Source organism: Agrobacterium deltaense RV3, from assembly GCF_900013505.1.
GTDB classification, from domain to species: domain Bacteria; phylum Pseudomonadota; class Alphaproteobacteria; order Rhizobiales; family Rhizobiaceae; genus Agrobacterium; species Agrobacterium leguminum.
Genome location: NZ_LT009746.1, coordinates 1,812,202 through 1,824,611, shown reverse-complemented (window position 1 = coordinate 1,824,611; position 12,410 = coordinate 1,812,202). Strand labels below are relative to the sequence as shown.

General features: G+C 59.1%; 8 protein-coding genes and 1 pseudogene. 3 read left to right on the top strand and 6 right to left on the bottom strand.

Annotation, left to right across the window (positions count from 1 at the left end):
* Window positions 1–786: a 2-keto-4-pentenoate hydratase gene (locus AGR7B_RS22700; protein WP_162934235.1), complete on the top strand. Its 786-nt coding sequence runs from the start codon at window positions 1–3 to the stop codon at window positions 784–786.
* A 79-nt stretch (window positions 787–865) separates the two neighbouring features.
* On the opposite strand, the gene AGR7B_RS22695 is transcribed toward AGR7B_RS22700, so the two are convergent.
* Window positions 866–1,771 (bottom strand): LysR family transcriptional regulator, encoded by a 906-nt coding sequence (locus AGR7B_RS22695; protein ID WP_080857973.1) that lies wholly within the window; start codon window positions 1,769–1,771, stop codon window positions 866–868.
* A gap of 181 nt (window positions 1,772–1,952) precedes the next feature.
* Between AGR7B_RS22695 and AGR7B_RS22690 the strand changes: the two are divergent.
* Window positions 1,953–3,006 (top strand): annotated as a pseudogene (locus AGR7B_RS22690) (aldo/keto reductase).
* A gap of 49 nt (window positions 3,007–3,055) precedes the next feature.
* On the opposite strand, the gene AGR7B_RS22685 reads toward AGR7B_RS22690, so the two are convergent.
* From AGR7B_RS22685 to AGR7B_RS22670, 4 genes are all read right to left on the bottom strand, one after another.
* Window positions 3,056–4,006 carry a bile acid:sodium symporter family protein gene (locus AGR7B_RS22685; protein ID WP_020808814.1) on the bottom strand — a complete coding sequence of 317 codons (951 nt, stop codon included), beginning with the start codon at window positions 4,004–4,006 and terminating at the stop codon, window positions 3,056–3,058.
* A gap of 242 nt (window positions 4,007–4,248) precedes the next feature.
* On the bottom strand, window positions 4,249–5,913 hold the full coding sequence (locus tag AGR7B_RS22680) for a type IV secretory system conjugative DNA transfer family protein (protein ID WP_080857972.1): 1,665 nt from the start codon (window positions 5,911–5,913) through the stop codon (window positions 4,249–4,251).
* Window positions 5,910–6,218 (bottom strand): mobilization protein, encoded by a 309-nt coding sequence (locus AGR7B_RS22675; RefSeq protein WP_120947675.1) that lies wholly within the window; start codon window positions 6,216–6,218, stop codon window positions 5,910–5,912. The genes AGR7B_RS22680 and AGR7B_RS22675 overlap by 4 nt, the downstream gene beginning before the upstream one ends.
* Window positions 6,219–6,403: 185 nt before the next feature.
* Window positions 6,404–7,330, bottom strand: a complete 927-nt coding sequence (locus tag AGR7B_RS22670) for a nucleotidyltransferase and HEPN domain-containing protein (RefSeq protein WP_080857971.1) — start codon at window positions 7,328–7,330, stop codon at window positions 6,404–6,406.
* 404 nt (window positions 7,331–7,734) lie between these two features.
* Between AGR7B_RS22670 and traA the strand changes: the two genes are divergently transcribed.
* Complete coding sequence (traA, locus tag AGR7B_RS22665; protein WP_080857970.1) at window positions 7,735–11,472, top strand: Ti-type conjugative transfer relaxase TraA; 3,738 nt, start codon at window positions 7,735–7,737, stop codon at window positions 11,470–11,472.
* Between the two features lie 155 nt (window positions 11,473–11,627).
* Here traA and AGR7B_RS22660 read toward each other — a convergent pair whose 3' ends face one another.
* Complete coding sequence (locus tag AGR7B_RS22660) at window positions 11,628–12,128, bottom strand: contact-dependent growth inhibition system immunity protein (protein ID WP_121490448.1); 501 nt, start codon at window positions 12,126–12,128, stop codon at window positions 11,628–11,630.
* Window positions 12,129–12,410: the final 282 nt, after the last annotated feature.

Genomic DNA, 12,410 nt, shown 5'->3' with positions numbered 1-12,410 from the left:
ATGGCGGCAATCGAAAAACTGGCGGAAAGCTTCACGACAGCGAGCCGCGAGGGGGCGAAGATTTCTCTGGCGGCGGTGCAGGCGGAGGGTCTCATTCCCGGTACGCTTGGAGAGGCTATGGCGGTCCAGCGGGCTTTTGCTGAGAGCCGGGCAGAACCGGTTGCCGGCTGGAAACTGGCGATTCGCGCGGATGGCGAGGCCATTGGGGCGCCCATGTTCGATTGTGTGCGGATCGATGAAGCCAATGCCGCTTCTTTTCCCCATGGCGGCACCGAAGGCATCGAGGTCGAGATCTGCTTTACGCTTTCGGCGGATATTCCTGCGGCGGCGGCGGGGCCGCTGACGAGGGCCGACCTGATAGGATTTATCGACAAGGTTCACCTTGGCGTTGAACTTCTCCGCTACAGGCTGGTGGAGAAAAATCAGGTGCCGTTTCCGCTTTTTCTCGCGGATCGTCTCGCCAACCACGGCTTCGTCATCGGCCCGGAAGTCGATAAAGGCATCCTGGACGTCTTTGCCGGAAATGGCGAGAACCTGCCGCAGCTCACCGTTACCGAGGGGTCGGTATCGCTGTTCGATGCCGGGGTAAAACATCCGAATGGTGATCCGCTTGCGCCGCTTGTTGCCTTTGCCAATGCGGTATTCAACACCGGCGAGATGCTCAAGGCTGGCAATGTCGTGACGACGGGCAGCCTTTGCGGCGCGATACCAAGCACACTTGCCGGCGAAACACACATTACGCTGAAATCGGCTGACGCCTTTACGCTGTCCGGTCCGAGACCATAGGCGTCCGGTTGGCCGGACCATCTTTTTTTCAGCCGCCTGCCGTCTTCATCCCCGCCGCGACTTCCAATGCATCGGAAGGTCATTTCACCCGCCCGTGCTCGCCGAGAAAATCGAGCAGGGCCCGGATGCGGGCGGGAAGCGGACCGCGCTGGCCGACATAAACGGCATGAAACATCTCCGTCTCACCCGTATCGAGGTGATCGAGCACGGAGACAAGCCGGCCGGCGGCGATATCCTCCCGCACGGTGAAAGCGGCAAGGCGGACCAGCCCGACACCGGCAAGGGCAAGACGGCGAAGGCCCTCGCCGTCGCTTACCTGCACGCGCCCCGTCGCCGGAATGACAACGGTTTTTCCGGCGTCCCGCAACGGCCACCCGTCAACTGACCGCGCGTAACCGAATCCGAGCCGATTGTGATCTTCCAGATCGGCGATGGTTTGCGGCACGCCGCAACGCTCCAGATAGGCCGGGGCGGCGGCGATGATCATCCCCGTCTCACCGAGTTTCCGGGCAAGGAGAGTTGAGCTTTTGAGCGGCCCTGCGCGCACCGCCACATCCATGCGTTCCGCAAGAAGATCAACCACCATATCCGTCTGGACGATATCGAGCTTGATGCCCGGATGAAGCGCCAGAAACCGTGGCAGGATGGGCGCAAGAATATGCGTTGCATAAGAAGCGCTGGTGTTGATCCGCACGCGGCCGACAGGCTGTTCGCCCTCCCCGGCGGCGCGTTCGGCCTCTTCGAGATCGGCGAGGATGCGGGTGGCCCTTTCATAGAAGGCGCAGCCCTCCGGCGTGATCTGAAGCTGCCGGGTGGAACGGTTGAGCAGGCGCGCGCCCAGGCGGCTTTCCAGCCGCGCGATCAGCTTGCTCACCGCCGAAGGCGTCATGTTTGCCGCCGCGGCCGCGCGGGAAAAACCGCCGAGTTCGACGATCCGCACGAAGATTTCCATCTCCCCTGCCCGGTTGATCTCCAGTCGTGCCATGATGACTTCATCTCACAAGTGATAGTATTTTTGGCATTCTATTTCATTGAAAAGCGAGCGTCTATCTTCAGACAGCGATTGAAACGCATCGCAATCTTCATCTGCCAATCATGACGGGATGGACAGAGCGCGGCGCTGCCAGAGCCCCCGCGACCATTTCGAAGCAACAAAGGAACGCCCCATGGAATATCGCCATCGGTCAATCCGGCCTGAAGGTGCCGGTCTTAAGTTTCGGCACCGGAACTTTCGGCGGCTCCGGCCCGCTCTTCAGCAACTGGGGCAATTCAGACGCCACGGAGGCCCGGCGCCTGATCGATATTTGTCTGGAAGCCGGCGTCAACTTGTTCGATACCGCCGATGTCTATTCCAATGGCGCATCGGAGGAAGTGCTCGGCGAAGCCGTCAAGGGAAGGCGCGACAGCGTTCTGATCTCAACCAAGACCAGCCTGCCGATGGGCGACGGTCCGAACGAGGCCGGGTCGTCCCGCTTCCGGCTGCTGCGCGCGGTGGATGACGCCCTGCGCCGCCTAAAGACCGACTATATCGACATCCTGCAACTCCATGCCTTCGATGCCTTCACACCGGTTGAGGAAGTGCTGGCGACGCTCGATACACTCGTCCGCTCCGGCAAGGTGCGATATACCGGCGTCTCGAATTTTTCCGGCTGGCAGATCACGAAATCGCTTGCCGTCGCGGACCGATATGGCTGGCCGCGTTATGTGGTCAATCAGGTCTATTACTCCCTGATCGGCCGGGATTACGAGTGGGATCTGATGCCGCTCGGCGCGGATCAGGGTCTTGGTGCAATGGTCTGGAGCCCGCTTGGCTGGGGACGATTGACCGGAAAAATCCGCCGCGGCACGCTGCTGCCCGAAGGTAGCCGCCTGCATGAGACCGCCAGCTTCGGCCCGCCGGTTAATGATGAACATCTCTACCGCGTGATTGATGCGCTCGACGTTGTCGCGCAAGAAACCGGCAGGACGGTGCCGCAGGTCGCCCTCAACTGGCTGCTCAGACGCCCCACTGTTTCCACGGTCATCATCGGCGCGCGCAATGAGGAACAGCTTCGCCAGAACCTTAATGCCGTGGGATGGGAACTGACGTCCGCACAGGTAGCGAGGCTGGACGAGGCCAGCGAGACAACTGCTCCCTATCCGCATTTCCCGTATCAGCGCCAGGAGGGCTTTGCCAAGCTTAATCCACCGGCCGTAGCACGTCAGACTATGCCGTTCTAAGGCAGGGTCAGGCCGCCTGAACTACAGGCGGCCTGACAGATGGGAAGCTTCAGGCAGTTTTGTTGGCGGAACCTGCGTCCACCCGGCCCGAAAACCAGTTCGCCAGGATTGCACCGGAAATATTGTGCCAGACGCTGAAAATGGCGCTTGGAACCGCGGCGAGAGGCGAGAAATAGGCCGTGGCAAGTGCCGCGCCAAGGCCCGAATTCTGCATGCCGACCTCAATTGCAATGGCCTTGCGTTTGGCAAGCGACAGGCCCGTTGCCTTTGCCGCGAGGTAACCGAGGAGATAGCCAAGCCCGTTATGCAGAACGACGACGGCAAAAATCATCAGCCCGGACTGGGCGATGGACGCCTTGGATCCTCCCACCACCGCCGAAACGATGAGGACGATGCCGATGACGCTTACCAGCGGCAATGCCGGAACGGCGGTCTTGACGAGACCGGGAAGCAGCTTCTGCAGGGCGGCGCCGAGAGCGAGCGGAACCAGAACGACCTTGACGATGCTGAGGAACATGGCCCAGCCGTCAACCGGCAGGAACTGGCTTGCAAACAGCCAGACGAGGAACGGGGTCACCAGCGGCGCGGCAAGCGTGGTGACCGAGGTGCAGGCAACGGACAAGGCGACATCGCCCTTGGAGAGATAGGTCATGACATTGGAAGATGTGCCGCCAGGGCAGCAGCCGACCAGAATGACGCCCGCCGCGACTTCCGGCGGCATGGGAATGATGCGGGTGAGCAGCACCGCCAGAAGCGGCATGATGAGAAACTGGCCGAGCACGCCGATCGTCACATCGAACGGCCTTTTCACGACCTCCCTGAAATCATCGACCGAAAGTGTGAGCCCCATCCCGAACATGATGATCGACAGAAGCGTGACGATCCACGGCGCAATCTGCTTGAACGTATCGGGAAAAAAGAAGCCGAGCACGGCGAACAGGATGACCCAGGCGGCAAAGGTCTTGCCTACAAAAGCCGAAACGGCTGCCAGTGTTTTCATGTCTATACTCCCGAGATGATTATGAAACCTCGTCTAGACTCCTATGGTGCCCTGTCAAGGTCATTACTCCGTTGCTAGACCTCGCGATCGAAAACGATCCCTCGGCCGCGATACCGCCGTTGCCGCAGGGCTGCAATTTGGACGAGCTCATCTACCCGCTTCCCATTGCGCCGAAGAGAGCCCGAGGCTGCGCATACAAGGTCCGATGCAGATGCCGGACTGCTTTTTCGTCGTGCTTGCCGTTAGGCCGGGTCGAACATCTCCCTGAACTCCGGATCAACAAAGTAGGCAAGCTTTTCAGCAAAAATTGGTCGTTGCCCGGCCAGGAACAGCAGTTGTCCTTTTGCGGGCAGATTGCGCACCTCATCAGGGGTGAGCAGCGGCCGGCCGGTATGCTGTTGGCTATAGGAAATTCCGGTTTTATCGGAATCGAGCGCTCTCGCCATCGTCTGGAACACGACCGTTTCCTGTCCGAGCAAATCAGAGATGAGGCGGGCGCTGTCATGATCGTTGACGCCGAAGACCTGCAGCACGCCGGCGTTTGACAAAAAAGTTCCGGCGCGGTGACCGTATGTGGCACGCAGCTGATGGATGTCCTGGAGGATGGGCCAAAGCTGGACACCATAGCCTGCCATCAGACCCATCGCGCGTTCGACTGGTGCCAAATGCCCAAGGGATGCAAACTCATCGAGCAGATAGAGAACCGGTGCAACCGGCTTTGTCGGATCGCGGGCCATTTCGAGCAGGCTTTGCGAGACAAGCAGGCGCAGCCAGCGCGAATAGGTCGAGAGACGATCAGGGGGAAGGACGAGGAACACCGTCACATTGCTGCGCTTGAGATCGGCAAACCGGAAATCCGAGCGGCTGAGCACGGCCGTCATGCGCGGTGAATCAAGAAAATGCGTATGGCGTTGGGCGGCCGACAGAACGCCTGCGGCTTCGCGATCGGATTTTCCAAGGTGGCGGTTTGCGGCGCGCGCGACAAGACCTCCCGCCGCGTCGCTATCCTGCATACGCTTGAGCAGTGCCGCGAACTGTTCAGGAGCAAGGGTGAGATACTCTCGAAGTGTTGCAAGGTGCCTGCGTCTCAAAGGCTCTTCCGCAACGATCTCGAGCAGCAATCCGGCAATCAATGCTTTTGCCTCCTCGTTCCAATGCGCCTCGCCCGCCATTCCCGGTTCGTCGAACACGAGAGCGTCAGCGAGGGCACTGGCATCTTCCGCGACATCGAGGCTGTAAGGATCGATCATGGCCAGCGGATTGAAGGCTGACGAGCGTCTGCCGGTGACCCCAAAGGGATCGAGCACATGAACCGGCCCGAATTTTTGACGAGCACGGCCGGTGATCCTCGCATTTTCGCCTTTTGGATCGACGCAGATCACGGAACGGTCGGCGGTCAGCAGGTTTGGAATGATCGTTCCCACGCCCTTGCCGGTACGCGTCGGCGCCATCGTCAGGAGATGGGCCGGGCCATCGTAGCGCAGGGGCTTGGCCGTTTTCGTATCACGACCGATCAGGAGGCCGGAGCCGGACGCAGTGAGAGCGGCTATCTCATTGTCTGTCGCAAAGCGGGCGGAGCCGTGGGTATCATCGTCACTTTCCCCGAAATGCAAAATCAGCGCGCTGGTGATGAACCGGAAGGTGATGACGGCAAGCGCCAGCAAGGTGACGAAATCGGGGAGGATGTAGACAAGCGAGCCGCGCCCGAAACCCGTTTGCTCGAGGAAATGACGGCCACCCATGCCGATCACAAACGTGACGATGATGAGGATGACGACAAATCCGAGAATCGGTTTCCATATCCGGAAGGGCATGGTGATCAAAGCCAGAAATGCCCAAAGAGGATCACGTGCGGCGGCTCGCATCATGTTCTTGAATGCGTCCAAAGAAAGTCGCAACCGGTTCATGGAGCGCCCTGCCCGCTACCATCATTCTCTCCCGTGCCCGGCGGTCCTGGTCCGATCAGGTCGTCAAAGAGCGCCCTGTCATTGTCGCGTGTCAGAAAGCCCGGCAGTTCGCGACGCAGCCATGCACCAAGCTGCTTCTTAAACTCCTGATCATCCGAGGTCTCCAGGTGATGCAGAACCAGCGACCCGATCAGGACCTTGCGGCGCATATCGTTGTTGCGCTCGGTTTTCGAGAGACGGGCCTTGAGTGCAGACCGTTGCGCGTCCAGTTCAGCCAGGCGCTGTGCGATGGTTTTCCTTGCCACGATTATTCCTTTCGATTGCGGCCGCACCGGAACTGCCGCTGTCGACCACGGCTTCGCTCCTGAAAGGCAGACCAGTTTCTATGAGGAGATCGACATAGCGATTGCAAGAAGAGGTTGGACCCAATGGTTCATGACGCCGCGGTGGCTGTTGCCTGAGCTCAAGGTTGTGGAGCCACCCGTGAATCTCAGTCGCTGGAATTTGCGGCCTGTCCCGCGGCCTGTTCCAGCTTTTCGATGTGCTCGCGGCAGAGCGTCTCCACCAGCTTGTGAAGTTCTGCGGTCCGCTCCTGAAGCCAGGTGAGCGCCTCTTCGGAAACCTCGAAACGCTTCGAATAGCGCGCCTTGACGTAGGCCTCATTCAGGATGTTGTACCATGTGGTAAATCGCTGACGGTCGCGCGGCCAGATCTCGATCAAACGGTGATCGCGACCTTCGGAAAGTCCACGCAGGAATTTGAGATTGTGCGACGCTGGCGAATAATTTGTCAGCGTCAGGAGATAGCAGTTGTAGGCGGTCTCAACTGCTTGGTGGAGCAGGAAGACGGCTTTTTTATCCATTTCCTTTCCAGAAGCGATTTCGGCTAGCTCGAGAAACTCGCTTGCGCTCTTCATTTCCCGCTGGAAATGTTCTTCCGCCACTCTTAGTGCATCGTTAGGTCTAAGAGGCTTGGGCCCGGCGAGTTCTCTGTCATCGAATTCGTAGAGGACGATACCCTCGCGAGTGATATCGACGAAGAAGGCCTGCCCATCATTCAAAAAGTTGGTGATCTCCCGAGCGCCGTGCACAATGAGGCCCACGGGCGTCTCGATCTCCTTGTCCCACATCAGCCGGTCTGTCGCCTTGTCCCAGTATTTGGGATCGGCCAGTTCCTTGTTGCTAACGATGACGAGAATGTCGAAATCCGAGCGGTAGCCTTTCGACGTATGCGGTTCATCCACCCAGATGCCACGTGCGTAAGAACCAAACAGGATGATTTTGAAAATCCGTCCATCCTTCTTGGCGTCAGACTTCGAGCGCTCGACCAGATCAGCAAATTCTTCCTGAATAATTCCGACGACACGCGCAAGCTCGCGTTGCTTACGTTCCGGCAAATGTTCAAGGCTGGTCTTCATGTCTGCTCCGTTTCTGGACGGTATCCTGTATGGGCCATTGTAAACTTCTTTGAAACTCCGATTTTTGGCAGCCGCCAATCGAATGCCTGTCTCCTGCACGCAAAATCTTCCGGCAGGTTGCCTGCGCGCTCCTGTTTGTCGAGCCGTGCCTGCAATGTCTTCCTCCACTCCTCCCTTCTTCCCGATCAGTCGTGCTATCAGCCCGCGTATCGCCCTCCCCTGATTGATGCGTTTGTGTCCCTATTCAAACACGAGCAATTGCCACTTGGCGACTACTACTTTTAGTAGTCGAAATACCCATTTGATGTTGCTAGCGTCGTCACCGGTAAACAGACAAGGGCGCACTTACGACTTGCACCGCAGTTGAGCCCTGAATTTCCCCGTTTGCGGATCGGAGATTTCGGTTGGCGATTTATCATCTCAGCACCAAACCTGTCTCGCGCTCATCCGGCCGCAGCGCTGTGGCATCTGCCGCCTATCGTTGCGCGGTTCTTCTCACCAATCACCGCGATGGTCTCGTGCATGATTTTACCCGGAAAGAAGGAGTGGAGCACATCGAGATCGTGCTGCCGGAAGGTCTTTCTGCCGACTGGGCTTTGGATCGTTCGGCTTTGTGGAACGCTGCCGAGTTTGCAGAAAAGCGAAAAGATGCCCGCGTTGCCCGCGAATTCGAAATCGCGCTTCCGCGTGAGCTTTCGCCAGAGGGGCGACTGAAGGCTGCGCGCGCCTTTGCCCAGGATCTGGCAAACCGCTATGGCGCGGCAGTGGATTTTGCCATCCATTCGCCAGGCGAGCATGGTGACATCCGGAACTACCATGCGCATGTGCTGATGACGACGCGAGAGGTTCGCCGGGTCGGCCTTGGCGAGAAAACTTTTCTGGAGCACAAGAACGCACGGCTGTTGGCAAACGGTATGGCGACGACCGACATGCAGCTTCAAGATATCAGGCAGTCATGGGAAGGCATCGCCATCCGTCAGCTTCAACGCGAAGGCCTGGACGTTCGCATCGATCATCGCTCCCTTGCTCAGCGCGGCCTCGAGTTGTCGCCGACCGGGCATATGGGCGTGCATGCCTCGCAGATGGCACGGCGAGGGATGGCAGTCGAGCGCGGCCGGCTGGATGACAAGGCAGCACGGCAAAATGCCGAGCTGATCCGCCAAAAGCCGGAACAGGTTTTGTTGCTGATCAGCAATGAAAAGAGCGTGTTCGATCGGCACGACATTGCCAGGACCCTGCATCGCTATATAAACGATGACGCGCAGACATTTCGGAACACTTTTGCGGCTGTTATGGCATCACCAGCGCTCGTCGAGCTTCAGGCTGAGCGCATCGATCCTGAGACAGGCAACGTGTCCAATGCGCGCTATTCGACCCAGGAGATGATCGACCTGGAACTCGCGATGGCGCGGTCGGCCAAGCGGTTGCATCAGGCACATTGCCATCGGGTTGATCCCCGCCATGTCGAGCGCGCAATGGAAAGGCAGGATAGCTCTCTTCGGAAAAGCTCCGGCGGAATGGTGGCTGCGAGCGATCCACCAGCAGGATTGTCGGACGAACAGCGTCATGCGATCAAACATGTTACGGGCCCTAAAGGCATCGCGGCTGTGGTCGGGTTCGCTGGTGCGGGAAAGTCCACCATGCTGGCAGCCGCCCGTGAGGCGTGGGAGGCTCAAGGTTATCAGGTCCATGGTGCGGCGCTTGCCGGAAAGGCAGCCGAGGGTCTTGAGGAAAGTTCCGGAATTCAAAGCCGCACCCTGGCGTCATGGACTTACAGCTGGAACCACGGCCGAGATCTGATCGGCCGTGGCGACGTGTTCGTCATCGACGAAGCGGGCATGGTCGGGAGCCGGCAGCTTGCCCGCTTTATCGGCGAGGCTGAAGCGCGTAGTGCAAAGATCGTTCTTGTCGGCGACCATGAGCAGCTCCAGGCGATCGGGGCCGGCGCACCCTTCAGGGCGATTGCCGAGCAGATCGGCCATGTCGAACTTTCCGACATTCGCCGCCAGCACCAGGATTGGCAGAGGCAAGCGTCAGTTGCCTTTGCGACCCACAAGACGGCCGAGGGCCTTGCCGCCTACCGCGATCACGGCGACATCCACTTTGCGGAAAGCCGCGACGCGGCAATGGCAGAGATCGTGCATGAGTATGTTGCCGACAGTGCCAAGCGGCCGGATGGCACCCGGATTGCCATGGCGCATCGCCGCGCCGATGTGCGCGCCCTCAATGCCGCCATTCGCTCCGAGCTTCAGAACAGACAACGGCTGGAGCGCGGCCACGGGCTGAGCGACGGTGGGGACCGTGGGGATGGTGAGGACGGCGGAGAACGCGTGTTCCAGACCAATAACGGCAAACGCGCCTTCGCCCCCGGTGACCGGATCATCTTCCTCGAAAACAACCGCGACCTCCGCGTGAAAAACGGCATGCTTGGCACGGTCGAGCATGTCGAGCCGAATAAGATCATCGCCCGGCTCGATGGCCGAGGTGGCGACAGCGTCAGCATTCCAACAGACAGCTACCAGGCGATCGATCACGGTTATGCGACGACGATTCATAAAAATCAGGGGGCGACAGTCGATCGCGCCTTTGTGCTGGCGTCCGGCACCATGGACCGGCATCTGACCTATGTTGCCATGACCAGGCATCGCGACAGCGTGCAGCTCTATGCCGACAGCCAGGAGTTCACCAAGGCCGGCCGGCTGGTCGATCACGGCGCGGCTCCCTATGAGCATAATCGCCAGGCGCGAGAAAACTATTTTGTGACGCTGGAGAATGACAAGGGCGAGCGGCACACGGTGTGGGGCGTTGATCTCAAACGGGCCATGCAGGAGGCCTCGCCAAAGATCGGGGACAGGATTGGACTGCACCATCAAGGAGCCACGCCTGTCAGGCTTCCGGACGGTACGCAGGTCCAACGAAATGCGTGGCGCGTCGTTACGGGTGATGAACTGGCCTACCAGCAGTTAGAAAACCGCCTGTCGCGTTCCGGCGCGAAGGAAACGACGCTGGACTATGTCAGGGACTTTGCCGAGCGGCGGGGCATCGCGGAGAAGCTCGGGGTCAGGAGCGAGATTGAACTTGCTTCCGCCCGGGATGAGCGTCAAGAGGTCCTGTCCCGCGCGGCCCATCCGGTGCGGGAGCAACAGGACCGGCCATCAGAGCGTCAGCAGGTTTACGAGGAACCTGCCGGCGATCTCGCCGGTCCTGTTCGCCGCGAAAATCGTCGCAATGATCTCGTTCCGGATATTAATCACGATCAGCCGGACGGCCAGAGAGCGACGAGGCAAGATTATCGCCGCATCCGGTGGCCCGATCTCATGTCGCAAGACGGCGCCGCCCCTGCCCCGACAGAAGTCGTCGGCCAGCACTCGCCGCTGGAAGCCGGTAAGCCCGGTCCGCTGGTACCAGCGATCACCCGATACGACCGCAGCATCGAACAAATAGCCCGGGAAAGGGCGATATCCGTGATCGATCAGAGGTTCGATACAGTCGAATCTCTGGTGCGGCGCGTGTTCCGTGATCCGGCCGAGGTCTCAGCGAGACTGCGCACCGCGATGACCGAGAAGGAAGGCAACGGCAATATCATGGCGAAGGCCATGGCAGAGCAGCCAGAACGCTTCGGGGAGCTACGTGGCAAGTCGGGGATGTTCGGAAACAACAAGGAGCGGAAAGAGGCGCTGCAATATGCCAGGTCTCTCTCTGCCCATATCGGCTATGTCTCCGAAGCATGGGAGCGCCGGCTTAGCGAAGAACGCGCGAGCGAACAATGGCAACGCGAAAAGCGTGACGTGATCGAGGTGCCCGGCCTCACGCCCCGCGGTGCCGAAATCCTTGCGAAGATGGAGAAGATGCCGGTCGAGAGGCGAAGCAAGTTCATCAAAGAGCTGCGATCGTTACCTGAGGGCCGAGCCGCGCTCGATGAGGCAAAGCTGGTGGCCGAAGCGCTCACCCAGCGGTTCGGAAGCTCCGATCCTCGCAGGATTGCCGAAGAGCTTGCAGCACGCCCGGAGTTCGCAAGGCAGGCCGAGCAGATCCAGACAATCGCCCGCATGGTGCATCGAACACGCCATGCAGAACTCAGCCATGACCACGCGCTGAGACGGCAGCTCAATCGGTCTCGCGGGCTTGGATTGAGCCGATAGTAGGGGCACGAAACGATCGCTGATTTGTCGGGCTTACGGCGTCGAGCCTTTGGCCTACCTGCTGCTCTCAGGCCGTGAAGCTACAAGGCCTGAACGGCCTCAGCTTGTCGCTTACATTCTGGATATCATCTTCATTAGATTAAATGCCTGCCCCTCTAGCCGATGGAACGGCTCAGTGCCAGCCGCACACCTGCGCCTACCTCTTCAGGTGAGCTGTCTGCGGACAAGTGTACATAGTCTTTCTCTCGCCGAAGGGTTGGACCGAACCCGTCGCCCCGCTCGCGCTTTGTAGGACGAATCGTCATCTCGCCGGCCTTGACTTCGACATCGCAGTGCAGCATGCCTTTAAATAGCGCGCTTTTGGTCTTGTAGCCATAAGTCTGCATTAAATCCGCCACCCAGGCGGCGTAGCGCTCCTCAATTTTTGAGTTTTTTGATAATTCAATATCTTCGTCGGGATGGACAAGCCTGCTCTTGGCCAAAGCTGACAATACGACAGAACCTATTTCAAAATCGCTTGTGTCAGGTGGCAAACGACAACGTAAACCCTTTGGGTCAGCGATAAGAAGCCGCCAGCCCGACATTGTGTTTACCGCTATGAACCTCTGGTTCATGAAAACACCACATGCTTGGCGTTTCTCTGGATCTTTGATCATTTGATACCTGTTAGGTCGTGTTGACAAAGTTACATCAGGCGCTTGTGATCTCCGATGACGGAGATATGCTCAGGGAATGATGACTTCTCCTTGTCCTGTCTACCTTTTCAGAAGCGCAGGTTTCGCCCCATCCGGCGATACAGTGGTCAGCGTTGCGCCGCTGGATTGCGTTGTCGCAGTTTACGGTAACGGAGGTGTCATTGGCGAAGGTGGCCTGTCTTCGGCCTTTGGCGGGGCGGCAGTCTTCAAGAACGATGCGTCCGGAGATTGCTTCGTCGGCGT